Source organism: Rhodococcus sp. 14-1411-2a (assembly GCF_002259485.1).
GTDB lineage: Bacteria > Actinomycetota > Actinomycetes > Mycobacteriales > Mycobacteriaceae > Rhodococcoides.
In genome coordinates this window covers 858,128-882,190 of the sequence record NZ_NPGA01000020.1, presented here as the reverse complement: position 1 = coordinate 882,190, position 24,063 = coordinate 858,128, and the positions used below count along the sequence as shown (strand labels likewise).

Here is a 24,063-nt window from a genome sequence, read left to right as displayed (position 1 = left end):
CTCGACAATCGGTCGCAGGCGACAGGCTCCACCTCTGCACTTCCGGGCAGTCGAAGCCCGAAGCGTGCGGACCCGATAGCCTGGACGGCAGACACTCAGTCAACAGGAGAGGCAAGATGACGACCTCAGTTACGTCAGGATCGGCACTCATCGTGGAACACCGCGGTGGAATCGACTTCAAGGTCGCGGACCTGTCCCTCGCGGAATTCGGCCGCAAGGAAATTCGGCTCGCCGAGCACGAGATGCCCGGTCTGATCGCGCTGCGTCGCGAATACGCCGACGTACAGCCGCTCAAGGGAGCGCGAGTTTCGGGATCGCTGCACATGACCGTGCAGACCGCGGTGCTGATCGAGACGTTGGTTGCGCTCGGAGCCGAGGTGCGGTGGGCGTCGTGCAACATCTTCTCCACCCAGGATCACGCAGCAGCGGCCGTCGTCGTCGGCCCGTACGGCACCGTCGAGGAGCCCAAGGGCGTCCCGGTGTTCGCGTGGAAGGGCGAGAGCCTCGAAGAGTACTGGTGGGCGGCAGAGCAGATGCTCACCTGGCCCGATCAGCCCGCCAACATGATTCTCGACGACGGTGGCGACGCCACGATGCTGGTACTGCGCGGCGCGCAGTTCGAGAAGGCAGGCGTGGTTCCGCCGACCGACGACGATCACGATTCGGACGAGTACAAGGTGTTCCTCGGCCTGCTGCGTCGTTCGCTCGAGGCATCGAAGTCCAAGTGGACCGAGGTTGCCGAGTCCGTGCAGGGCGTCACCGAGGAGACCACCACCGGCGTGCTGCGGCTGTACCAGTTCGCAGCTGCGGGTGAGCTCACGTTCCCCGCCATCAACGTCAACGACTCCGTCACCAAGAGCAAGTTCGACAACAAGTACGGCACCCGCCACTCGCTGATCGACGGCATCAACCGCGGCACCGACGTCCTCATCGGTGGCAAGGCCGTTCTGGTCTGTGGCTACGGCGACGTGGGCAAGGGCTGCGCCGAGGCGCTCAAGGGTCAGGGTGCACGTGTGACCGTCACCGAGGCCGACCCGATCAACGCCCTGCAGGCGCTCATGGACGGTTTCGACGTGCGCACGGTCGAGGAGTTCATCGAGCAGGCCGACATCGTGATCACCTCGACGGGCAACCTGTCGATCATCACGTTCGAGCACATGCGCAAGATGAAGCACCAGGCCATCCTGGGCAACATCGGCCACTTCGACAACGAGATCGACATGGCCGGTCTGGAGAAGGCCCCCGATGTCACGCGGATCAACATCAAGCCGCAGGTCGACGAGTACCAGTTCAAGGACGGGCACTCGATCATCGTGCTGTCCGAGGGGCGTCTGCTCAATCTCGGCAACGCCACGGGCCACCCGTCGTTCGTCATGAGCAACAGCTTCTCCAACCAGGTCATCGCTCAGATCGAGCTGTGGACCAAGCCGGACGAGTACGACAACGAGGTCTACCGCCTGCCCAAGCACCTGGACGAGAAGGTCGCACGAATCCACGTCGAAGCGCTCGGCGGCTCGATCACCAAGCTCACCAAGGAGCAGGCCGAGTACATCGGCGTCGACGTCGAGGGCCCGTACAAGCCCGAGCACTACCGCTACTGACCGCACCGTCAGTGGGAAAACTGTTCGTCATCGAAGGAGTCGACGGAGCGGGCAAGAACACGCTCGCCCGTCGGCTCGTTTCGGCGTGGGAACGCCAGGGCCTGTCGGTCGAGCGCATCGGGTTTCCCCGGTACGACCGGTCGGTGCACGCCGATCTGGCGGCCGAGGCGTTGCACGGCGAGCACGGTGACACCGCGGGCAGCGTGCACGCGATGGCCCTGTTGTTCGCGCTCGATCGCCGGGACGCGGGCGACGAGATCCGAAAGTTGCTCTCGGACAACGACATCGTTCTCCTCGATCGGTACGTGGCATCCAATGCCGCCTACACCGCGGCTCGGCTGGAGCAGTCCGCGGACGGCGAGGCCGTCGAATGGATCAGGTCGCTCGAATTCGACCGATTCGCCGTGCCCGTTCCCGATGTCCAGATTCTGCTCGACGTCCCGGTGGCGCTCGCCGCCGAGCGTGCGGCGGCCCGTGAGAGTGCGGACCTCGCTCGAACCCGGGACGCCTACGAGAGGGACGGCCCATTGCAGAGCCGAACCTCGGCTGCGTACGGCAGGCTCGCGGCTTCGCACTGGGTGTCACCGTGGCGAGTCGTCACCGCCGACGTCGATCCCGATCGACTCGCCGCCGACATGTTCAATCAGCCATCAGGCGTTCGGAAAGTGACACCATAGGACCATGAAGCCTCGGATTCTGGTTGTGGACGACGATTCGGCTCTGGCGGAGATGCTCACCATCGTGTTGCGCGGTGAGGGGTTCGAGCCTTTCGTGGTCGGCGACGGTACCCAAGCACTGGCGGCCGTGCGCGAGAACCGGCCGGATCTGGTGCTGCTGGATCTGATGCTTCCCGGCATGAACGGCATCGACGTCTGCCGCGTCCTGCGTGCCGACTCGGGCGTGCCGATCGTCATGCTGACGGCCAAGACCGACACCGTCGATGTCGTACTGGGTCTCGAGTCCGGTGCGGACGACTACATCATGAAGCCCTTCAAGCCGAAGGAACTGGTCGCTCGTGTTCGTGCGCGCTTGCGCAGGACCGAGGACGAACCCGCCGAACTGCTGTCCATCGCGGACATCGTCATCGACGTGCCCGCCCACAAGGTCAGTCGCGGTGACGAACTCGTCTCCCTCACCCCGCTCGAATTCGATCTGCTGGTGGCACTGGCGCGCAAGCCACGTCAGGTGTTCACCCGAGAGGTGTTGCTCGAACAGGTCTGGGGCTACCGCCACGCGGCCGACACCCGGTTGGTCAACGTGCACGTGCAGCGTCTGCGCGCCAAGGTCGAGAAGGATCCGGAGAACCCCGAGGTGGTGTTGACCGTGAGGGGGGTCGGCTACAAGGCCGGACCGCCGTGATCCGTTTCTCCCATTCTCGGCGGCGAATCAACGGCAAGTTCTCTCCCGTACTGCGTTGGTTTCGTTCGCTGAGTACGTCGCTGGGCCATGCCTGGCGTCGATCACTGCAGCTGCGCGTCGTCGTGTCGACGCTGACCCTGTCCCTGGTGGTCATCCTCATCCTCGGGGTCGTGCTGACCTCTCAGATCACCGATCGGCTGCTCGAAGCGAAGCTGTCCGCAGCCACCGAGGAACTCGACCGCTCACGGACCACCGTCGAGGGCAACCTCGCCGGAGCCGACGACTCGAGCGGGCTCGCGACGCGCCTCGAACGAGCCAGGGCGGCGCTGACCAACCAGGACCTGGACGCCGCGTCGACCACCGGGTCTGCGGGATCGTTCGATCCGGTCCTGATCGTGGAAGGCGACGCCACCCGCGCGGAGGCCTCGGTTGGCCCGGTCGATCAGATCCCGAACAGCCTGCGCGACTTCGTCAAGAAGGGCCTGATCAGCTCGCAGTACGCGACGGTGACCGACAGTGACGGCGGGTACTCCGGCTCGGCGCTGATCATGGGATCGCCCACCGGATCCGACATCTCGGCCCTGCAGCTCTATCTCATCTTTCCGTTGGCCAGCGAGGATCGCACGCTCTCGCTCGTACGCGGCACGTTGTTCATCGGCGCAGTGGTGCTGTTGGTGCTGCTCGCGGCGATCGCGATGCTCGTCGCACGTCAGGTGGTTCTGCCCATTCGTTCGGCGTCGAGGATCGCGGTGCGGTTCGCCGACGGCAGGCTCAAGGAGCGCATGCCGGTCCGCGGCGAGGACGACATGGCCAGACTCGCGATGTCCTTCAACGAGATGGCCGAGAGTCTCTCCAAACAGATCACCCAGCTCGAGGAATTCGGTAACCTCCAGCGCCGATTCACCTCCGACGTCAGCCACGAACTGCGCACCCCGCTGACCACCGTCCGGATGGCCGCAGACCTCATCCACGACGCCAGCGACGACCTGGAGCCTGCACTCAAGCGATCCTCGGAGCTGCTGGTCAACGAGCTCGATCGGTTCGAGACCCTGCTCGGTGACCTGCTCGAGATCAGCCGCCACGACGCGGGCGTGGCCGAGCTGGCCGCCGAACAACTCGACCTGCGGATGTGCGCCCGGGCGGCAGTGTCGACCGTGCGGCACCTGGCGCGCGAGACCGGCACCGAAGTGATCGTCGACATGCCCGAGACGGCAGTCATCGCCGAGGTCGACCCCCGACGGGTGGAACGGATTCTGCGCAATCTGCTGGCCAACGCACTCGACCACGGCGAAGGCAAGCCGGTCCTGCTGCGGCTACGCTCGGACGCCGACGCGGCAGCATTCGTCGTGCGCGATCAGGGAGTCGGTCTGCGACCAGGCGAAGAGAAGCTGGTGTTCAACCGGTTCTGGCGCTCGGATCCCTCCCGCGTTCGACGATCCGGGGGCACCGGCCTGGGGCTGGCGATCAGCGTCGAGGACGCCCGCTTGCACGACGGTAAGCTCGAGGCGTGGGGAGCACTGGGCGAAGGCGCATGCTTCCGACTCACTCTGCCGCTCGTGCGCGGGCACAAGGTGATCGGATCCCCACTGCCCCTCAAACCCAGCACCAAGAAGTTCGCACAAGGACAACCGATTCCCGCGATCACCGCAGCCAAGACAGCCACGTCGGAGCCCGCGACGTGATCTTCTCGTGCCGTCGCACCCGGGTGCTGGCGATGTGTGTGCTCGTCGTCGCCCTCGTGAGCGGATGCGCCAGCCTTCCCGAGTCGTCCAGCCCCCAGGCCATCGGCACCCTGACCGCCGGTGCCGTGCCCACCAGCGCTCCGGCCCCCGAGCCGGGACGTGAGCCCGATCGCCTGCTGGACGACTTCTTCGAGGCCAGCGCCGTCTCTGCCAACAGACACCAGGCCGCCCGGCAGTTTCTCACCGAGGAGGCGTCGGGAACCTGGGACGACGGCGCACGGACGGTCGTGGCGGATCGGATCGACACCCTGTCCGGTCCGCGAACCCCCGACACCGCGCAGTTCACGATCCGCTCGGCGACGGCCGGGATGCTGGCCTCGGGCGGCGAGTACCAGGCCGGATCGGACACCTTCGACGCCGAGATCGAGATGGCACGGGTGGACGGTCAGTGGCGGATCTCGAAACTGCCCCCCGGTGTCGTCATCGATCGATCCGCGTTTCTGAACACCTATCAGCAGCGATCGCTCTACTTCGTCGATCCGCTCGGTGGCGTACTCGTGCCCGATGTGCGGTGGACCAGCGGATCGCAGGACCAGCTCGCCAACCAGCTCGTACAGCTGCTCATCGACGGCCCCAAGTCCGCACTGTCGGCCGCGGTGAGCAACGAACTGTCCGACGACGTGAGTATTCGCGGGCCCATAACCAAGGCCGATGGTCAGACCTCACAGGTGGGGGTGGGACTCGGTGGTATCAGAATCGACTTCGGCGGCCTGCAGAACAAGGGTGATCGCGACCGTGAACTGCTTGCTGCGCAAGTGATCTGGACCCTGGCCTCGGCCGAGGTGGCCGGGCCCTACGTGCTGCTCGCCGACGGTCAACCGATCGACACGACCAAGCCCGACGGGTGGACGACCGCAGGCGTGGACTCCTTCGATCCGCTGGGCAGTACCGGCGACGGTGTCGGACTGCACGCACTCGCGTCCGGCACCTTGCTTCGCGTCGACGAGGCGGAGACCACGCCCGCTCCCGGGTACTTCGGGCAGGCCCGCAATCTGCGCTCGGTGGCCCTGTCCAACGACGGCACGCTCGTGGCAGGAGTTGCGGACACCGGACGGCCCGCCCCTGCGCCGTCGAGCACGCTCATGGTCGGCAGCTACGACGGCGGCGCGTTTCCCGTGGCCGAGGGACAATCGATCACTCGACCCACCTGGGGAGCCGACGACAACGCAGCCTGGGCGGTGATCGACGGCACCAACGTCATCCGGGCCGCCCGCGATCCTTCCACCGGCCAGGTGTCGGTGGTACCCGTCGAGGCCACCGCCGTCACGACACTCGGCAACCGGATCACCGAATTGCGACTGGCCCGCGACGGCGTGCGAGCTGCGCTCATCGTCGACGGCGTCGTGTACGTGGCAACGGTGGTGCGCGAGCCCTCGGGTGTGTACTCCCTCACCGAGCCGAGGGCCGTGGCCATCGGACTCGGTAGCGACGCCACGAGTTTGGACTGGAGCACCGGCGACACCATCGTGATCGCGCGGGTCGCGACCGACTCCCCGGTGGTCCAGGTGAGCGTCGACGGATCCCGGATGGATCCGTTGCCGTCACGCAACCTGACCACCCCGGTGTTGGCGGTCGATGCCTCGCCGGAAACGGAGTACGTGGCCGATGCACGGGCCGTGTTCGCCCTCAACAACTCCGATCCGGTCGGCGACCGGTACTGGCGTGAGGTCACCGGTCTGGCCGGCGTGAAAGCTGTGCCCATTCTGCCCGGCTGACGTCGGTCGCAGATCTCTGTCGGTGGGCCGGGGCAGACTCCGCATCCATGCGGACGCTCCTCGATCTGGTTCTGCCCCTCGAGTGCGCCGGGTGCGGTGTGCCGGGGGAGCACTGGTGCGGAGGGTGTTCTCTGGCCCTGTTCGTCCCGCCCGTTGCCGTTCGGCCACGAGTCGATCCCGGTGTGCCCTGCTGGTCCCTGGGTACGTACAGCGGGCCGCGCCGCAGTGGTGTGATCGCGCTGAAGGAGCGAGGTCGGCGGTCGGTGGCCCGGCCTTTCGGGCGAGCGCTCGCCGAGGCCGTCGGACATCTACGCGACGCGGGTGAGATCGATCCACCGGAGCTGAGTCCGCTGATTCTGATCTGCGCGCCCTCTCGGGCTCGTGCGGCGCGGGCTCGTGGAGGCGATCCCGTTCTGCGATGCGCTCGAATCGCCGCCGAGCAGTTGGCACCCGAGCGTGTGCTCGTTCCCGAGTTGCTCCGCATGACCGGTGGAGTACGTGATTCGGTCGGACTGTCGGCGGGACAACGACAGCACAACGTGGCAGGGCGGATCGAGGCCGTCGGGCTGGCTCGTTCGCACGCCGACGCACGCGTGACGCCATCGGCGGAATTCACCGTTCTGCTGATCGACGACGTCGTCACCACCGGTGCCACGTTGGCCGAATGTGCAAGAGTGCTAACCGATTTCGGAGTCCCGGTAGCCGGAGCGCTGGTGGTGGCGAGTGCGTGACGGCGGAGGGGAAGGACACGCCGACAACCAATTCGGGGTGAACGGTGGCACACGAGTCGATGACCGACTAACGTCGCGGACACGCACCGACTGGACCAGATGTGAGGTGATGCCCCGGACTTTGATGCCGGAAGGTTCCCCATTCGGCATGCACACTTGCCGCGTCCAACAGTGGGCGTGGCCGATATCGGGAGGTACGCGTGACGACCCCTTCACAAGCCTCGGTTTTCTTCGACGAGAAGCCCTCGGAAGAACCCGCCAAGAGCAATGCGGACGTCGTGGTCAAGGGCCGCAACGTCGAGATACCGGATCACTTCCGGATATACGTCTCCGAGAAACTGGCTCGCCTCGAGCGCTTCGATCCCTCCATCTACCTGTTCGACGTCGAACTGCAGCACGAACGAAATCGCCGCCAGGCCAAGGCATGTCAACGCGTGGAGATCACCGCGAAGGGCAAGGGCCCGGTCGTTCGAGCGGAAGCGTGCGCCGACAGTTTCTATGCCGCACTCGAAGCGGTGACGTCGAAACTCGAGAGCAGACTCCGACGCACCAAGGACCGTCGCAAGGTTCACTACGGCGAGAAGCGGCCCGTGTCCGTTGCCGAGGCCACTGCCGAACTCGCCGAGGACGACACGCTGGCACTCGACCCCGACACGAAACTCGACACCTTCGAGGACGACCAGAGCGGCCCGGGGCACATCGTGCGGACGAAGACCCACTCGGCCGCACCGATGAGCGTCGACGACGCACTGTACGAAATGGAACTCGTGGGCCACGATTTCTTCCTGTTCCACGACAGCGCAACCGATCGCCCCTCGGTCGTGTACCGACGGCACGCCTTCGATTACGGCTTGATCAGACTCACCTGACCGGACCGATCGGGACGGTTCGACACGTTCGCCGTCCGTGAAATCTTTTCACCGCTGCAGGCTCGACGCCGGAGACTCGATCCCCACGTCGAGCCTGCAGTGCTGTGTCGGTGTTGTCCGAATGGCCGACCGGCGATCTCCGACGACCGATAGTCGGGCTGCCGGGTTCACAGCGACACCGCCTACCATGGACGCGTTCGGGTTACCCGCCGCGCAGATGTCGTGGTGACGAACCCGTGAGCTCGTGCAGTATGCAGTGTTGTTCGTACCAATACCCGTGAACCGAGGATCGAGGACGAGAAAGCCCGTGCCGTCGCTGTCGTTTTCCAAGCTGCTCCGTGTCGGTGAAGGTCGCATGGTCAAGCGGCTCAAGAGCATCGCCGACCACGTCTCGACCCTGTCTTCGGAAGTCGAGAGCCTCTCCGACGACGAACTGCGCGGCAAGACCGCGGAGTTCAAGGAGCGGTACTCCGCAGGCGAGACCCTGGATCAGCTCCTGCCCGAGGCCTTCGCCGTGGCCCGTGAGGCGTCCTGGAGAGTGCTGTCGCAGCGGCACTTCGACGTACAGGTCATGGGCGGTGCCGCTCTGCACTTCGGCAACATCGCCGAGATGAAGACCGGTGAGGGCAAGACACTGACGTGTGTTCTCCCGGCTTACCTCAATGCCATCTCCGGCGAGGGTGTGCACGTGGTGACGGTCAACGACTACCTCGCCAAGCGCGACTCGGAGTGGATGGGCCGCGTGCACCGCTTCCTCGGTCTCTCGGTCGACGTGATCCTCTCCGGCATGACCCCGGTGGAACGCCGCGCCGCGTACGCCGCGGACATCACTTACGGCACCAACAACGAGTTCGGTTTCGACTACCTGCGCGACAACATGACGCACTCGCTCGACGATCTCGTGCAGCGCGGCCACAACTTCGCCGTCGTCGACGAGGTCGACTCCATCCTCATCGACGAGGCCCGTACGCCGCTGATCATCTCGGGACCGGCCGATGCGTCGAGCAAGTGGTACGGCGAGTTCGCCCGTATCGCGCCGATGCTCAAGGTCGACACCCACTACGAGGTCGACATCCGCAAGCGGACCATCGGTGTGCACGAGGCAGGCGTCGAACTGGTCGAGGATCAGCTCGGCATCGACAATCTGTACGAGGCCGCCAACTCACCGCTGGTGAACTACCTCAACAACGCGATCAAGGCCAAAGAGCTCTACACCAAGGACAAGGACTACATCGTTCGCGACGGCGAGGTCATCATCGTCGACGAGTTCACCGGCCGCATCCTGGTGGGACGCCGCTACAACGAGGGCATGCACCAGGCGATCGAGGCCAAGGAGAAGGTGGAGATCAAGGCCGAGAACCAGACTCTGGCCACGATCACGCTGCAGAACTACTTCCGCCTCTACGACAAGCTCTCCGGCATGACCGGTACCGCCGAGACCGAGGCCGCCGAGCTCCACCAGATCTACGGTCTGGGCGTCATTCCGATTCCGACGAACCGTCCGATGGTTCGAGTGGACAACGGCGACCTGATCTACAAGACCGAAGAGGCCAAGTTCGACGCGGTCGTCGACGACGTCGTCGAGCGGCACGGCAAGGGCCAGCCGGTCCTCATCGGCACGACGAGCGTCGAGCGCTCGGAGTACCTGTCGAAGCAGTTCACCAAGCGCGGCGTCGCACACAACGTGTTGAACGCGAAGTTCCACGAGCAGGAAGCGACGATCATCGCCGAGGCGGGCCGGCAGGGCGCGGTGACCGTCGCGACCAACATGGCCGGTCGTGGTACCGACGTCGTGCTCGGCGGCAACCCGGACATCCTCGCCGACCTGAAGCTCCGGAAGCAGGGCTTGGACCCGGTCGAGACCCCCGAGGAATACGAGGCCGCCTGGGAGCCTGCGCTGGAAGAGGTCAAGGCGCAGGTCAAGGCCGATGCCGATACCGTGCGCGAGGCCGGTGGGCTGTACGTCCTCGGTACCGAACGGCACGATTCGCGCCGCATCGACAACCAGCTGCGAGGCCGCTCCGGTCGTCAGGGTGACCCGGGCGAATCGCGTTTCTACCTCTCTCTCGGCGACGAGTTGATGCGTCGATTCAACGGCGGCGCACTCGAATCGATCATGACTCGGCTCAACCTGCCCGACGACGTCCCGATCGAAGCCAAGATGGTGTCCAAGGCCATCAAGAGTGCTCAGACGCAGGTGGAGCAGCAGAACTTCGAGATCCGCAAGAACGTTCTCAAGTACGACGAGGTGATGAACCAGCAGCGCACCGTCATCTACGAGGAGCGCCGCCGCATCCTCGAAGGTGCGGACATGGAGGGCCAGGTCGAGGGCATGATCACCGACGTGATCACCGCCTACGTCGACGGTGCCACCGTCGAGGGCTACGTCGAGGACTGGGATCTGGAACAGCTCTGGACCGCGCTGAAGACTCTCTACCCGGTGGGAATCGACCACAAGGTCCTCTCCGGCGAGAACGAGGACGGCGAGAAGGGCGACCTGACCCGCGACGAATTGCGTGAGGCGCTGCTCGAGGACGCGCGATCGGCGTACGCCAAGCGCGAGGCCGAGATCGACGGTATCGCCGGCGAGAACGGAATGCGCGAACTCGAGCGTCGAGTTCTGCTGTCGGTTCTCGACCGCAAGTGGCGCGAGCACCTCTACGAGATGGACTACCTCAAGGAAGGCATCGGCCTGCGCGCGATGGCGCAGCGCGACCCGCTGGTCGAATACCAGCGTGAGGGCTACGACATGTTCCAGGGCATGCTCGACGGCCTGAAGGAGGAGTCGGTCGGCTTCCTGTTCAACCTGCAGGTCGAGGCCACACCGGCTCCGGCAGGTCCGGCAGCCTCTGCAGGTCTCGCAGTGGCTCCTGGACTGTCCTCTCCGGTGGGCTCCGGCCGCCCGGCAGCGACACCCGCCGCAGCACCTGCACCGACGGCACCTGCACCGACGGCTCCCGCACCCACCGCTCCGGCACCTACTGCTCCTGCGGTGCCCTCGGCGCTGCGGGCGAAGGGTCTCGACGAGCAGGAAGACCAGAGACTGACCTTCTCCGGTCCGGCCGAGGGCGGCGGCACTGCCGTTCGTCGATCCGGGCCGACCCCGACCGGCAGCGAGTCCGCGGCCGAGGGCACCCGCCGCGAGCGTCGCGAGGCGGCGAGAACTCAGAGCAAGGCCCCCAAGAAGGCAGCTCGCTCCAAGCGCAAGAGGTAGTACACGACGGTCGCGTCGCCGCGGGGCGACGCGACCCTCACCCCACTCGCAACGACGTGACCGTCCACCCGGGGCGGCGCGGGTCGATGGCGAGCTCGATTCGGCCCGCGAAGGCGAACATACGTGGGCCGCGAGTGTACGAGCCGAAGATCTCCGCCGAGACATCCGACTGATACGCCACATGCACTCGACGCACTGCGGCGAAACCGAGTCGCCTTCCTGGCGGTGGGTTTCGCACTATGGTCCGCACCAGGTCGATCATCGAGGCGGTGAACAACGGCGACAGCTGGTCTGCGCTGCGTCGACGATCGATCACCTCGATCATCATGCGCATCGCCCGGTCGGCACTCCAGCGCGCATCGGCGGGCACCGTCGGCCGGCCGGGAGGCTCGATGCGCCGTCGAGAACGGTTGCTGCGCACGGAGGGTCGGTGTCGGGCGGGCGGCGAATCGGTGATCGCCGCTGGATCCCACGTGTGCACGGCACCGGAGCTGAGCGGCGGCTCGAACGGAGCGGCACGCGAGAGAAAGCAATGATGTTCGGCGCGGAGTTGCGAGCCCGGGGCCGAGGTGTCCGCGATGTGCGGCGGGTCGTTCGATTCGATGACGCTCACACCGACATTGACGGTCCGAGCGCGCGTTCGGTTCCCGTCGAAACCCGGGAACAACACGCGACACGGTCCTCGAACGACCCCGAGAGCGACATTCGTCCGCCACGTACTCTAGGTTCGAGCACACTGCGCGCTCGGCCACAGGAATCGGCGCGTACTTCACGCGAGGACGGGGACTGGAACACGCGATGGCGACCAGGCTGACAGCGCAGGATGCGTCGTTCTATTTTCTCGAGGCCAGTAGCAGCCCGATGCACCTCGGGTCGCTCGCCATCTTCCGGACTCCGCGCAGTGGATTCAGCTACGTCCGTCTGCTGTCGTTGGTCGAGCAACGCCTGGCATTGGTTCCCCGGTACCGGCAGAAGGTGCGTGAGGTCGCCTTCGGGCTGGCCAGGCCGGTGTGGGTCGACGACGCGGATTTCGACATCACCTACCACATCCGCCGTTCGGCACTACCCAAGCCGGGTTCGGACGATCAGCTGCACGATCTGATCGCGCGGCTGACCTCGCGCCCACTCGATCGCACCCGTCCGCTGTGGGAGATGTACCTGGTCGAGGGGTTGTCGAAGAATCGTTTCGCCGTCTTCACCAAGTCTCACTCGGCGCTGGTCGACGGTGAACACGCGCTCGACATCGGTCAGGTCATACTCGATGCCAGCAAGAATCCGCCGCCGATGGCCGAGGAACTCTGGATGCCCGCGCGCGAGCCCAAGGATTCGGCGTTGGTCATCGATGCTCTCACCGACTTGGTGGTACGTCCGGGGGAGAGCGTCGAGGCACTGCGCGGCGCGGTCCACGGCGCTGCCGGTGTCGCGGGTGGGGCCCTGCGGGCCGCAGCGAAGGTCGCGGCCGTGCTGCGCACCGCGACCCAGAGCGCGCCGTCGAGTCCGCTGAACGCCCCGATCTCGCGAAACCGCAGATTCGCGGTGGCCAAGACCGAGCTCGCCGACTATCGCAGAGTGCACAACAGGTTCGGCTGCTCGATCAACGACGTGGTGCTCGCTGTCGTCACCGGGGCACTGCGCAATTGGTTGCTCTCCCGAGGCGAGCCCGTCACGGCGTCCTCCACGGTGCGGGCCATGGTGCCCATGTCGGTGTACGTCTCGGTCGATCGGGTCGGTTTCGGAGATGCGGCCGATCGGCCGATCGATGCGACGGAGGAAGATCGCAGCGAGGTCTCGTCGTTTCTCGTCGACCTGCCCGTCGGTGAATCCAATGCCGTGGTGCGGCTCTCGCACATTGCGCACGCCACCGAGGCCCACTCCAAGCAGAGTCGCGGCGTCACCGCTCAGACCTTGATGCGCATCTCCGGATTCGCGCCTGCGAGCCTGCACGCGATGGGCGCGCGAGCGGGTAGTCGGCTGTCCCAGCGGGTGTTCAATCTGATCGTCACCAATGCCCCCGGACCACAGTTCCCGCTGTATGTGGGCGGTGCGCGCATGCTCGAGATGTATCCGGTGTCGCCGCTGTTCGAGAACCAGGCGATGAGCATCGGGCTGACGTCCTACGACGGCTACGTGTTCTTCGGGCTCAATGCAGATCGAGGTGCCATGCCCGATGTGGACGTCGTCACGGCGCTTCTGCACGAGGCGCTGGAAGAGTTGGTCGACGCGAGTAACGAATCGAGAGTGTGAGGTCTTCTGTCATGCGTGTCTACGTTCCGGCGACGCTGGAGTTCTTGAAAGTGCTGTCGGCGGAGGGCGAGTTCAGCCCGGTCTCGCGCACGGCCTTCGCGGTGACACCGACACTGCGTGAGGCCTATTCGTCCGGCGACGACGAGGAGCTCTCCGAGGTGGCGATGGGGGAGGCCGCCCGGGCCTCTCTGCGCTTGATCGCCGCAGCAGTCGACGACGAGACCGACACCGGGACAGTCGCCGAAGGGGTGGTGTATCGGAGGGCGGTGATCGCGGCCGATGTCGACGATCCCACTCTGCGTCCCGATCTGGACGACGCCGTCGTCCGCCTCAAAGAGCCGTTGCGGATGGATCAGGTCGCGTCGGTCCACGTCGATCTCGAAGGTGCCGAATCGGCGGTCGCCAAGGCCGTCGCCGCGGTCGATGCCGCGGACATGGGAGACGAGGATGCGGAGTTCGTGCTGGGAGATGCCGAGGATCACACGCTCGCGTGGTACGCCCCGCAAGAGTTGTCGTTTCTGCTCGAACTGCTGTGATTCCGTCGTGTTCGTTCGCACACGATTCACACCGACACAGGTGTTCCCGAACCCGAACCTACGGTAGCGTAACCTCGATGACCGCAAGCGGTTCAGTATCTCGATCGAGGGGATGGAACACCCGATGGATCTGAAGAAGTGGCTGGAGGCTCCGGCGGCCGGAGTATCGGCCCCCAAGCGTCCGAGACTGAACATGGTGCGTGGTGCCTTCACCCGCATCACCACCCCCTTGTTGCCCGACGACTACCTTCATCTCGCGAATCCTCTGTGGTCGGCACGCGAACTCCGCGGCCGCATCGTGCGAGTGGAGAAGGAGACCGCCACGGCGGTGACCCTGGTGATTCAGCCGGGTTGGGGCTTCAATTTCGACTACCGGCCCGGTCAGTACATTGGGATCGGGTTGCACCTCGGCGGGCGATGGCACTGGCGGTCGTACTCGTTGACCTCCCCGCCGAACTGGGAAGACAAGCTGATCTCCATCACCGTCAAGGCGATGCCGGAAGGCTTCCTCTCCTCGCATCTGGTCGGCGGTGTGCCGCAGGGGACCATCGTTCGGCTGGCCGCCCCGAAGGGCAATTTCGCGCTGCCCGTGCCGCCGCCGAACAAGATCCTGTTCGTCACGGCCGGTAGCGGCATCACCCCGATCATCTCGATGCTGCGGGCCCTGGATCGCCACGGCGACATGCCCGACACCGTGCACATCCACTCGGCACCGACCGAGGACGAAGTCATGTTCGCGGCCGAGATCGCTGCGCTCGAGAAATCGCATCCGAACTTCACCTCGCATGTGCAGCTGACACGATCGGACGGCAAGTTCGCACTCGCCTCGCTCGACGAGCTCTACCCCGACTGGCGCACGCGCGACACCTGGGCGTGTGGACCGGCAGCACTGCTCGAGGAGATCGAGAAGACCTGGAAGCGAGAGGGAATCGAGGACCGGCTTCATCTGGAGCGGTTCGAGATCTCGCGCGCCGATACCTCCGGTGCCGGCGGCACCGTCACGTTCTCCAAGTCGGACAAGAAGACCACTGTCGACGGCGCGACCAGTCTGCTCGAAGCAGGCGAGAACGTCGGAGTTCAGATGCCGTTCGGCTGCCGGATGGGTATCTGCCAGACATGTGTGGTGCCGTTGACTTCGGGGCATGTGATCGACCTGCGTTCCGGTAAGGAACACAGCGAGGGCGACCGCGTCCAGACGTGCATTTCCGCAGCTGCGGGCGACTGCACATTGGAACTGTAGGTCTGTTTCTCGCACACTGCCTTCTCAGACTGTTCGGTTACGCTTACGTAGGTTGCCCACGTCGAAACCCGATATTTCGGGCACTGCACTCAACTGTTGGAGGACCCGGTGGCCATCACCGACATCAAAGAGTTCGCTCATCTCAGCGAAGCGGACATGGAAGCGTTCGGTCGCGAACTGGATTCGATTCGTAGAGACGTCGAAGACAGCCGTGGCGAGCGCGATGCCGCATACATCCGTCGGACCATCAGACTGCAGAGGTTGCTGGAGCTCGGCGGCCGCGCGGTGCTGCTCGGCAGCAAGTATCGGCCGGCGTGGATCGCCGGCACAGCGATGCTCAGTGTCGCCAAGATCATCGAGAACATGGAGCTCGGTCACAATGTGATGCACGGGCAATGGGACTGGATGAACGATCCGGAGATCCATTCCACCTCGTGGGAGTGGGACCAGACCGGGCCGTCCGAGCAGTGGAAGCGAGCCCACAACTACTCGCACCACACCTACACCAACATCGTCGGCATGGACGACGACATCGGCTTCGGCATTCTGCGCATGACCCGTGACGAGCCGTGGAAGCCGATCAATCTCGTTCAGCCGCTTGCCAACATCGTGCTGGCCACCACCTTCGAGTGGGGCATCGCGCTGCACGATTACGACGCGCAGAAGCAGCTGGACGGCGAGGACCAGAAGGGTCTGCTGAAGTCTCCGGCGAGCCGAGCCTTCGCGCGCAAGATCGCCAAGCAGGTCGGCAAGGATTTCGTCCTGTTCCCAGCACTGTCCGGCCCGGCCTGGAAGTCCACGTTGACCGCCAACGCGACGGCCAACCTGGTCCGTAATCTGTGGGCCTACGCGGTGATCTTCTGCGGTCACTTCCCCGACGGCGCCGAGAAGTTCACGATCGGGCAGTTCGAGACCGAGACACGCCCCGAGTGGTACCTGCGTCAGATGCTGGGTAGTGCCAATTTCGAGGCCGGTCCGGTCATGGCCTTCATGAGCGGCAACCTCTGCTACCAGATCGAGCACCACATGTTCCCGGATCTGCCGAGCAACAGGTACTCGGAGATCGCCGAGAAGGTGCACGCTCTGTGCGAGAAGTACGATCTGCCGTACACCACAGGATCACTCGGCAAGCAGTACTTGCTGGCGCTGCGGACCATCCACAAGCTGTCGCTGCCCGACTCGTGGCTGCGCGCCACGTCCGACAACGCTCCCGAGACGTCGTCCGAGCGACGATGGCGGGAGGGCGATTCGCCTACCGTCCACGCGCTTCGAATCGATCCGCTCACCGGGCAGCGCCGAGGTCTGCGTTCGGCAATGCAAGAGGCACGCGTGAGCTTGCGCAACGCCAAGAAGGAAGCCAAGCGTCAGGCCAAGAGCCTGCGTCGCTCGGGTGACCGCGTTTCGTTGTGAATCGTCACACAGATTTCCGCCACTAACCTACGGAACCGTAACTTACGATACGGTAGGTGACGGAATTGCACATGGCCTGATAACGCGAGCTGTGTGTTCACGACTGCCAGGAGGTTGTATCCCATGGCGATTACGGACGTCAAAGAATACGCGCATCTGACCGATGCCGACATCGAGGCGTTGGGCCACGAGCTCGACTCCATCCGACGTGACATCGAAGCGTCCCGCGGCGAACGCGATGCCCGGTACGTCAAGAACACGATCCGCCTGCAGCGATCCCTCGACATCGGTGGCCGGGCCGTGCTTTTCGCCAGCCGCAAGCGTCCCGCTTGGCTGGTCGGCACCGCCATGCTCGGGGTCGCGAAGATCATCGAGAACATGGAGCTCGGCCACAACGTCATGCACGGCCAGTGGGACTGGATGAACGACCCGGAGATCCACTCCACGTCGTGGGAGTGGGACAACACGGGCCCGTCGGCTCACTGGAAGCAGACGCACAACTACATCCACCACAAGTACACCAACGTGCTCGGCATGGACGACGACGTCGGCTACGGTCTGCTCCGCGTCACCCGCGATCAGCGGTGGAAGCCCTTCAACATCGGCAACCCCGTCTACAACCTGCTGCTGCAGTTGTTCTTCGAGTACGGAGTGGCGCTTCAGCACCTCGAACTGGGCAAGGTCGCCAAGGGTCGAGTGCCCCGCGAGGAATTCGAGCAGAAGCGGCGCGAGGTGCTCGAGAAGGTCGGCAAGCAGATCGGCAAGGACTACATCCTGCACCCGTTGCTGACCGGACCTGCCTGGAAGAGCACGTTGACGGCGAACATCGTCGCCAACATGATCCGCAACGTGTGGACCAACACCGTCATCTTCTGTGGCCACTTCCCGGACGGTGCGGAGAAGTTCACCAAGTCCGACATGGAGGGTGAGACGCAGGGGCAGTGGTACCTGCGTCAGATGCTCGGCAGCGCGAACTTCAATGCCGGTCCCGTCATGGAGTTCATGAGCGGCAACCTCTGCTACCAGATCGAGCACCACCTGTTCCCGGACCTCCCCAGCAACCGCCTGCGGGAGATCAAGGTTCGGGTGCTCGAACTGGCGGAGAAGTACGACCTGCCGTACACGACCGGTTCGATCGTTCACCAGTACTTCCTGTCCTGGAGAACCATCGCGAAGCTGTCGCTGCCGAACAAGTACCTGAGGGCGACCAGCGACGACGCCCCCGAGACTGCGTCCGAGCGTAAGTGGGCCGACGCGCCGGCGGGCCTGTTCACCGTCGATCCCGAAACCGGCAAGCGTCGTGGTTTGCGCACCGCCATCGCAGAAACGAAGAAGCGCAAGGGAATTCGCAGGCTGGTCGGTAAGGCCGCGTAAGTCCTGCACCGAATTGGAGCCTGGTGGCAACCGACCCCGAGCGGGTGGTTGCTACCAGGCTTCGTTCGTTCGAACGGCTTCGAGCAGGAGGCGCACCGCAGCAACACGTCGAGCTGCGTCTCCGGTGAGGGAGTCGAGGGCGCACTCGGGATCGGCGGGCGGGCCGAGGTGCGTGCATCCTCGGGGGCAGTTCTCGATCGTGTCGGCCAGGTCGGAGAACGCTGCGACGACGTTCTCGGGGGAGATGTGCGCCAGTCCGAACGACCGGATCCCGGGAGTATCCACCACCCAGCCGCCGCCGGGAAGCGGTAGCGCCACCGACTGTGTCGAGGTGTGGCGGCCCTTGCCGACGCCCGAAACCACCCCCGTGGCGCGATAGGCGTCGGGCACCAGCCGGTTGACGAGCGTGGACTTTCCGACGCCCGAGTGTCCGATGAGCGCGGTCACCGAGTTCGTCAGCATCGAGGTCAGCTCCGTGAGGTCCTCGGACTGGCCCGCCAGCACCACCGGTACGTCGAGATCGGAAAAGGCGGCGGTGAATTCTTCGGGGTCGGCCAGATCGCTCTTGGTCAGGCACAGAACGGGTTCGAGTCCGCCGACGTACGCCGCCACGAGTGCTCGTTCGACGAAGCCGGTGCGAGGAGGTGGATCGGCGAGCGCGGCGACGATGAGCAGCCGGTCGGCATTGGCCACCACGACGCGCTCGAACGGGTCGGTGTCGTCCGCGGTGCGACGCAACACCGTCCGCCGCTCGGCCACGCGCACGATGCGAGCCAGAGTGTCGACCTTGCCCGACAGATCTCCGACGATACCGACCTCGTCTCCCACCACGATCGGAGTTCGGCCCAGCTCGCGGGCGCGCATCGTCACGACCGGCCGTGCCGGGTCACCGTCGAGCACGCATCCCCAGCGGCCGCGGTCGACGGACACGACCATGCCTGCTTCTGCGTCGTTGTGCTCGGGTCGAGTCTTGGTCCGTGGTCGCGAACTCTTGCCCGGTCGGATCCGAACGTCGGACTCGTCGTACCGGCGCGCGGTCAGGAGCCGACCCCGCTCGGTGTCGGTGCGGACAGCATTGCGTCCCACAGCGTTTCGAAACCGGGGAGCGTCTTGGCGGTGGTGCCGATGTCGTCCACCTCGACCCCGGGTACCCGCAAGCCGACGATCGCGCCTGCGGTCGCCATGCGGTGGTCGGCGTAGGAGTGCCAGACGCCTGCGTGCAGCGGTGCCGGATCGATTCGGATGCCGTCGTCGGTCTCGACGGCGCGTCCGCCGAGTCGGACGATCTCGGTTGTCAGTGCAGCGAGTCGGTCGGTCTCGTGGCCACGCAGATGGGCGATGCCACGCAGAATCGACGGCCCCGCGGCCAGTGCGGCGAGCGCCGCGACCGTAGGGGTCAGTTCGCCGATATCGTGCAGATCGAAATCGATGCCGCGCAACGTATCCGGGCCCTCGACGGTCAGGATGCCTGCGGTCAGGTCGACCCGAGCGCCCATCAGGGTGAGTATCTCGCGGAATGCATCGCCGGGCTGAGTGGTCGATTCGGGCCAATTCGGCACGCGCACTCTGCCTTTCGTCACCACCGCTGCAGCAAGGAAGGGGGTGGCGTTGGACAGGTCCGGCTCGATGGTCCAGTCGATCGGCGCGACCGGGCCTGGGTGCACCCGCCAGGTGTTCGCGTCACCACCGGACTCGGGGGTATCGACTCGCACGCCCGCACGCCGCAACATCTCCACGGTCATGTCGATGTGCGGCATCGACGGAACGGGCTTGCCGATGTGGTGGATTTCGATTCCCTCGTCGAAGGCCGCAGCGGAGAGCATCAGACCGGAGACGAACTGCGAAGAGCCCGAGGCGTCGATCTCGACCGATCCGCCGCGCAGCGAACCGGTGCCACGCATCGTGAACGGCAGCGCGCTGGCGTCGATCTCGGCCCCCACCGCGCGCAGAGCGTCGAGGATCGTGTCGAGCGGTCGGATACGTGCCTGCTCGTCGCCGTCGAACGACACTTCGCCAGCGGCGAGCGCAGCCAGGGGTGGCACGAAGCGCATGACGGTACCTGCCAGCCCGCAGTCGACGGCTCCGCCGTGCAGCGGTGCCGGAGTCACCCGCAACGACGTCCTGTCGTCCTCCGCGGCCTCGATATCGATGCCCAAGGTTGTCAGGGCGTCGATCATGAGATCGGTGTCACGGCTGCGCAGGGCACCGGTCATCGTCGACGAGCCGGTGGCGAGCGAGGCGATGATCAGTGCGCGATTGGTGATCGACTTCGATCCGGGCAGAGTGACTGTCGCGTCGACGGGTGCGACGGCGGCGGGGGCTGTCCAATTGCTCACCCGTCCATCTTCTCTCATTCGGGATCAGCGCGCGGCGATGGGCGCGGATGTAGCGGCTGTGAGCCGGACGAGATCGGCCGGTGCGAGTTCGATCTCGAGTCCGCGCCGACCTCCACTGCACAGAATCGTCTCGAGACCGAGGGCCGAGACGTCGATCACGGTGGGCAGGGATTTGCGTTGGCCGAGAGGTGAGATACCGCCGAAGACGTACCCGGAGGAGCGCTCGGCGGCAGTCCTGTCGGCCATCGTGATCTTTCTGGTGGACAGCGCGGCGGCCGCGGCCTTGAGCGAGAGCGTCGTCGTCACCGGGACGATCGCCACCGCCAGCGAGCGATCCGCTCGTTCGACGACGAGAGTCTTGAAGACCTGTTCGGGCCGAACGCCGAGTCGTTCGACGAGTATCTGTGCCGCCTCCTCGCCGTAGGACTGCGCCCGTGCGTCGTGGTCGTACGAATGCACGGTGTGCGCCACTTTTCGTGCGGTGAGCAGCGCGAGAGCAGGTGTGGACGCAGCCATTCACGGGACTCTAGCGATCGGGCGGGAACACGGCGGCACGACGCCGTGTTGTGCAACAACAGATACGAATGCAGGTGGAAGGAATGACGAATGGCAGTGCTGACCGCGGGACGTCCCCTCGCGCTGAAGGGGGTGATCTCTTCGCAGAAGTCGACTTCGGGCGCGGTAGCCTGGGCGGTGGAAGCTATCGAAGGGATCAGCGTGACAGAAGCCAGCAATCCCGTCGCTGACGTGGACGACGAGAAGGCGATCGCGGAGCGCAGAGCTGCCGAGACCGAGGCGCAGTTGACCGAGCGCTTCGAGCGCGACGCGCTGCCGATGCTCGATCAGCTCTACGGCGCAGCTCTGCGTATGACGCGCAACCCCGCCGACGCCGAGGATCTGGTTCAGGAGACGTTCGTGAAGGCCTACTCGGCTTTCCGGTCGTTCCGTGAGGGCACGAACCTCAAGGCGTGGCTGTACCGAATTCTCACCAACACCTACATCAACTCCTACCGCAAGAAGCAGCGTCAGCCCGCTCAGTACCCGACCGACGAGATCAGTGACTGGCAGCTCGCCGCCACCGCCGAACACACGTCGACGGGGCTGCGTTCCGCCGAGGTCGAGGCTCTGGACGCGTTGCCGGACGACGACATCAAGGCGGCGCTGCAGTCTCTTCCCGAAGAATTTCGGATGGCTGTCTACTACGCCGACGTCGAGGGGTTCCCGTACAAGGAGATCGCCGAGATCATGGGCACTCCCATCGGCACGGTGATGTCGCGTCTGCACCGCGGACGCAAGCAGCTGCGGGGCCTGCTGGCAGGGGTTGCACGCGAGCGTGGTTTCAACCGGGACGGCGCAGTCGACCGGCACGAGCAGGAGGTAGTCCAGTGACGGGCACCGGAAAGATCGACGGCGGGAACGACGGCGACGCACAGTTCGAGCGCCTCGACTGCTCGGCGGTGATCGCGGACGTGTGGGTGATGCTCGACAACGAATGCGACGAAGCGAGCCGATCCCGTCTGCAGAAGCACATCGACGAATGCGGATCGTGCTTCGAGGCCTACGGAATCGAAGAGAAGGTCAAGCGGCTGATCTCACGCAAGTGCGGGGGAGACCAGGCACCGGCCGGGTTGCGCGAACGACTCAGCGTCGAAATTCGACGAACCGTGCTGATCCGCCAGACGGACTCCGAGTAGTCGCAGTTCCTACTCACAAACGACGAGGGGCCGAGAAGCAGTCGCTTCTCGGCCCCTCGCGGCTTGTGGCAAACCGTCAGCTGTTGGGACGTTTGCCGTGGTTGGCCTTGTTGCCCTTACGAGCACGCTTCTTACGTCCACGCTTTCCCATGATGGGCTCCTCTCGTTTGTTCACTACAGTCTCCCACGTGTGATTGGCTTACTGTGACGGGCCTGGTCTCATATGGGTGTCCAGCGCAGTTCGTGGTGACGTGAGAGAGGGGTTCGCCGATGTCCGAGGACGTTCGCGCGGAAATGGTGTCCACTGTGTTTCAGGTGGTCGTGGCCCGAGGCGATGCCGTCGAGGTCGGTGACACCCTCGTGATCCTGGAATCGATGAAGATGGAAATTCCGGTGCTGGCCGAGACCGCAGGGACGGTCACGTCGGTGGACGTCGCGGTGGGCGACGTCATTCAGCAGGGCGACCTCATCGCCGTCGTGTCCTGAGCAACGATCACGTGAGATCTCGTGTCGACCCTCAGTGACCTTCTGGCCGAGCACACCGACCTCCCCGGTGTTGCGGTGGACCATCTCCAACGCGTCGTAGGCGAGTGGCAGCTGCTGGCCGACCTCTCGTTCGCCGATGTGCTGCTGTGGGTCGGCACGGACGACGTCTCCAGTGGGACTGCCGACGTGCTGTGTGTGGCCCAGTGCCGGCCGACGACCGCGCCCACGGTCTTCACTCACGACATCGTGGGAACGACGATCTCCGAATCCGAGCACCCCGATGTGATGGTCGCGCTGCAGCAGCGGAAGATCGTGCACGGAGGCGTGGTGACGCGAACCGAGAGCATCCCGGTGCGTTGCGGAGAGCACGTCATCGCGGTGCTGACCCGCGATACCAATCCCGCGCAGCTTCGACCGCCGAGCGCCCTCGAGGTGGCGTATCGAGAATGCGCCGACGACCTGTGTCTGATGATCAGCGAAGGCACGTTTCCCACCCCCGAAGAGCGCACCGATGTGAACTCGTCCCCCCGTGCAGGCGACGGATTCATTCGCGTCGACACCGAGGGGCTGGTGGACTACGCCAGTCCCAACGCCCTCTCGGCGTACCACCGGATGGGATTGACGACCGAGCTGTCCGGCCGGGATCTGGCGTCGGTCACGCGGTCGCTGGTCACCGACCCTTTCGACTCGCAGGAAGTGGCCGATCACATCAGGTCGTCGCTCAACGGCAACGTTGGACATCGGATGGAGGTCGATGCCCGCGGTGCCACAGTTCTCGTGCGCACGCTGGCCCTGCAGCCGCGCGGAAGGTCTGCCGGGGCGGCCGTGTTGATCCGCGACGTCACCGAGGTCAAGCGCCGCGATCGTGCTCTGCTCAGCAAGGACGCGACCATCCGGGAGATCCACCATCGGGTGAAGAACAACTTGCAGACGGTGGCGGCGCTGCTCCGACTTCAGTCGCGCCGACTCGAGAACGAGGAAGCGCGCACGGCGTTGTCCGAGTCGGTCCGTCGAGTCACGTCCATTGCACTCGTGCACGAAATGCTGTCGATGTCGGTGGACGAGGAAGTGGACCTCGACGAGATCGTCGATCGATTGGTGCCGATCATGCTGGATATAGCCACGGTCAATCCGAGGGTGCGAGTGGTGCGCGAGGGCAAACTCGGAGTCTTCTCGGCCGAACGCGCGACGCCCTTGGTGATGGTGCTCACAGAGCTGGTGCAGAACGCGATGGAGCATGGATTCGACGCCGGGTCGGCCGGTGTCGTCCGAATCGGAGCCGACCGGTCCGCGAAATGGCTGGATGTGGTCATCCACGACGACGGGCGCGGTCTGCCCACCGGGTTCTCTCTGGAACGTTCGGACGGCCTCGGACTGCAGATCGTGCGCACTCTGGTCTCGGTGGAGCTGAACGGATCGCTGGGTCTGCATCCCGCGGCGGGTGGGGGAACCGACGCGATGCTGAGGGTTCCTCTGGGACGGCGTGTGCCCAGGCCCTGATGCACGTTCGGT

The 24,063-nt window shown here is 65.1% G+C and carries 22 protein-coding genes; 17 read left to right on the top strand and 5 right to left on the bottom strand.

The genetic code is table 11. From position 1 onward, the window contains the following. Positions 1-116 precede the first annotated feature (116 nt). From ahcY to secA, 8 genes are all read left to right on the top strand, one after another. The gene (gene ahcY / locus CH291_RS25120; RefSeq protein WP_094688857.1) at positions 117-1,601 is read left to right on the top strand and encodes an adenosylhomocysteinase; all 1,485 of its coding nucleotides are present in this window, start codon (positions 117-119) and stop codon (positions 1,599-1,601) included. Between the two features lie 11 nt (positions 1,602-1,612). Then, positions 1,613-2,278 carry a dTMP kinase gene (locus tag CH291_RS25115; protein WP_094688856.1) on the top strand — a complete coding sequence of 222 codons (666 nt, stop codon included), beginning with the start codon at positions 1,613-1,615 and terminating at the stop codon, positions 2,276-2,278. Between the two features lie 4 nt (positions 2,279-2,282). Beyond that, the gene (gene mtrA, locus CH291_RS25110; RefSeq protein WP_027496508.1) at positions 2,283-2,960 is read left to right on the top strand and encodes an MtrAB system response regulator MtrA; all 678 of its coding nucleotides are present in this window, start codon (positions 2,283-2,285) and stop codon (positions 2,958-2,960) included. Then, positions 2,957-4,642, top strand: coding sequence for an MtrAB system histidine kinase MtrB (mtrB, locus tag CH291_RS25105; RefSeq protein ID WP_068045690.1), 1,686 nt, complete (start codon positions 2,957-2,959; stop codon positions 4,640-4,642). Before mtrA ends, mtrB begins: the two co-directional genes overlap by 4 nt. Continuing rightward, positions 4,639-6,417 (top strand): MtrAB system accessory lipoprotein LpqB, encoded by a 1,779-nt coding sequence (gene lpqB, locus CH291_RS25100; protein WP_094688855.1) that lies wholly within the window; start codon positions 4,639-4,641, stop codon positions 6,415-6,417. The genes mtrB and lpqB overlap by 4 nt, the downstream gene beginning before the upstream one ends. Positions 6,418-6,464: 47 nt before the next feature. Then, positions 6,465-7,148, top strand: a complete 684-nt coding sequence (locus CH291_RS25095; protein WP_094688854.1) for a ComF family protein — start codon at positions 6,465-6,467, stop codon at positions 7,146-7,148. 200 nt (positions 7,149-7,348) lie between these two features. Beyond that, on the top strand, positions 7,349-8,017 hold the full coding sequence (gene hpf / locus CH291_RS25090) for a ribosome hibernation-promoting factor, HPF/YfiA family (RefSeq protein ID WP_068045673.1): 669 nt from the start codon (positions 7,349-7,351) through the stop codon (positions 8,015-8,017). A 307-nt stretch (positions 8,018-8,324) separates the two neighbouring features. After that, positions 8,325-11,231 carry a preprotein translocase subunit SecA gene (gene secA / locus CH291_RS25085; protein ID WP_094688853.1) on the top strand — a complete coding sequence of 969 codons (2,907 nt, stop codon included), beginning with the start codon at positions 8,325-8,327 and terminating at the stop codon, positions 11,229-11,231. Between the two features lie 37 nt (positions 11,232-11,268). On the opposite strand, the gene CH291_RS25080 is transcribed toward secA, so the two are convergent. Further along, complete coding sequence (locus CH291_RS25080) at positions 11,269-11,844, bottom strand: Rv3235 family protein (RefSeq protein ID WP_143545964.1); 576 nt, start codon at positions 11,842-11,844, stop codon at positions 11,269-11,271. A 185-nt stretch (positions 11,845-12,029) separates the two neighbouring features. On the opposite strand from CH291_RS25080, the gene CH291_RS25075 reads away from it, so the two are divergent. The 5 genes from CH291_RS25075 (at position 12,030) to CH291_RS25055 (ending at position 18,035) form a co-directional block, all read left to right on the top strand. Next, the gene (locus CH291_RS25075) at positions 12,030-13,475 is read left to right on the top strand and encodes a WS/DGAT/MGAT family O-acyltransferase (RefSeq protein WP_094688851.1); all 1,446 of its coding nucleotides are present in this window, start codon (positions 12,030-12,032) and stop codon (positions 13,473-13,475) included. An 11-nt stretch (positions 13,476-13,486) separates the two neighbouring features. Then, positions 13,487-14,011: a DUF6912 family protein gene (locus CH291_RS25070; RefSeq protein WP_068045663.1), complete on the top strand. Its 525-nt coding sequence runs from the start codon at positions 13,487-13,489 to the stop codon at positions 14,009-14,011. Between the two features lie 124 nt (positions 14,012-14,135). Further along, positions 14,136-15,251, top strand: a complete 1,116-nt coding sequence (locus CH291_RS25065) for a ferredoxin reductase (RefSeq protein ID WP_094642485.1) — start codon at positions 14,136-14,138, stop codon at positions 15,249-15,251. 108 nt (positions 15,252-15,359) lie between these two features. Further along, on the top strand, positions 15,360-16,661 hold the full coding sequence (locus CH291_RS25060) for a fatty acid desaturase family protein (RefSeq protein ID WP_068045660.1): 1,302 nt from the start codon (positions 15,360-15,362) through the stop codon (positions 16,659-16,661). 123 nt (positions 16,662-16,784) lie between these two features. Then, entirely contained in the window at positions 16,785-18,035 is a 1,251-nt protein-coding gene (locus CH291_RS25055; protein WP_094670836.1) for a fatty acid desaturase family protein, read from the top strand. A gap of 51 nt (positions 18,036-18,086) precedes the next feature. On the opposite strand, the gene rsgA is transcribed toward CH291_RS25055, so the two are convergent. Genes rsgA through ybaK form a run of 3 tightly spaced genes read right to left on the bottom strand, consistent with a single transcriptional unit; the run spans position 18,087 to position 20,887 of the window. After that, positions 18,087-19,121: a ribosome small subunit-dependent GTPase A gene (gene rsgA / locus CH291_RS25050; RefSeq protein WP_068045653.1), complete on the bottom strand. Its 1,035-nt coding sequence runs from the start codon at positions 19,119-19,121 to the stop codon at positions 18,087-18,089. Next, positions 19,073-20,389, bottom strand: a complete 1,317-nt coding sequence (gene aroA / locus CH291_RS25045) for a 3-phosphoshikimate 1-carboxyvinyltransferase (protein ID WP_068045650.1) — start codon at positions 20,387-20,389, stop codon at positions 19,073-19,075. The genes rsgA and aroA overlap by 49 nt, the downstream gene beginning before the upstream one ends. Positions 20,390-20,395: 6 nt before the next feature. Next, positions 20,396-20,887, bottom strand: coding sequence for a Cys-tRNA(Pro) deacylase (ybaK, locus tag CH291_RS25040; protein WP_094688850.1), 492 nt, complete (start codon positions 20,885-20,887; stop codon positions 20,396-20,398). A 90-nt stretch (positions 20,888-20,977) separates the two neighbouring features. Between ybaK and CH291_RS25035 the strand changes: the two genes are divergently transcribed. Continuing rightward, the gene (locus tag CH291_RS25035; RefSeq protein WP_094642309.1) at positions 20,978-21,760 is read left to right on the top strand and encodes a sigma-70 family RNA polymerase sigma factor; all 783 of its coding nucleotides are present in this window, start codon (positions 20,978-20,980) and stop codon (positions 21,758-21,760) included. Beyond that, positions 21,757-22,065, top strand: coding sequence for a mycothiol system anti-sigma-R factor (gene rsrA / locus CH291_RS25030; RefSeq protein WP_255183292.1), 309 nt, complete (start codon positions 21,757-21,759; stop codon positions 22,063-22,065). The genes CH291_RS25035 and rsrA overlap by 4 nt, the downstream gene beginning before the upstream one ends. Positions 22,066-22,141: 76 nt before the next feature. On the opposite strand, the gene CH291_RS27465 is transcribed toward rsrA, so the two are convergent. Further along, positions 22,142-22,216 carry a 50S ribosomal protein bL37 gene (locus CH291_RS27465; RefSeq protein ID WP_370878772.1) on the bottom strand — a complete coding sequence of 25 codons (75 nt, stop codon included), beginning with the start codon at positions 22,214-22,216 and terminating at the stop codon, positions 22,142-22,144. Positions 22,217-22,335: 119 nt separating this feature from the next. On the opposite strand from CH291_RS27465, the gene CH291_RS25025 reads away from it, so the two are divergent. Then, positions 22,336-22,551 (top strand): biotin/lipoyl-binding carrier protein, encoded by a 216-nt coding sequence (locus CH291_RS25025; RefSeq protein WP_008717734.1) that lies wholly within the window; start codon positions 22,336-22,338, stop codon positions 22,549-22,551. 21 nt (positions 22,552-22,572) lie between these two features. Then, on the top strand, positions 22,573-24,051 hold the full coding sequence (locus tag CH291_RS25020; protein WP_068045643.1) for a sensor histidine kinase: 1,479 nt from the start codon (positions 22,573-22,575) through the stop codon (positions 24,049-24,051). Positions 24,052-24,063 lie beyond the last annotated feature (12 nt).

Coding starts and splice junctions, on each gene's coding strand:
- ahcY (WP_094688857.1), top strand. CDS start 117: ATGACGACCTCAGTTACGTCAGGATCGGCACTCATCGTGGAACACCGC.
- mtrA (WP_027496508.1), top strand. CDS start 2,283: ATGAAGCCTCGGATTCTGGTTGTGGACGACGATTCGGCTCTGGCGGAG.
- CH291_RS25095 (WP_094688854.1), top strand. CDS start 6,465: ATGCGGACGCTCCTCGATCTGGTTCTGCCCCTCGAGTGCGCCGGGTGC.
- CH291_RS25075 (WP_094688851.1), top strand. CDS start 12,030: ATGGCGACCAGGCTGACAGCGCAGGATGCGTCGTTCTATTTTCTCGAG.
- CH291_RS25070 (WP_068045663.1), top strand. CDS start 13,487: ATGCGTGTCTACGTTCCGGCGACGCTGGAGTTCTTGAAAGTGCTGTCG.
- CH291_RS25065 (WP_094642485.1), top strand. CDS start 14,136: ATGGATCTGAAGAAGTGGCTGGAGGCTCCGGCGGCCGGAGTATCGGCC.
- CH291_RS25055 (WP_094670836.1), top strand. CDS start 16,785: ATGGCGATTACGGACGTCAAAGAATACGCGCATCTGACCGATGCCGAC.
- aroA (WP_068045650.1), bottom strand. CDS start 20,389: ATGAGAGAAGATGGACGGGTGAGCAATTGGACAGCCCCCGCCGCCGTC.
- ybaK (WP_094688850.1), bottom strand. CDS start 20,887: ATGGCTGCGTCCACACCTGCTCTCGCGCTGCTCACCGCACGAAAAGTG.
- CH291_RS25035 (WP_094642309.1), top strand. CDS start 20,978: ATGGCAGTGCTGACCGCGGGACGTCCCCTCGCGCTGAAGGGGGTGATC.
- CH291_RS25025 (WP_008717734.1), top strand. CDS start 22,336: ATGTCCGAGGACGTTCGCGCGGAAATGGTGTCCACTGTGTTTCAGGTG.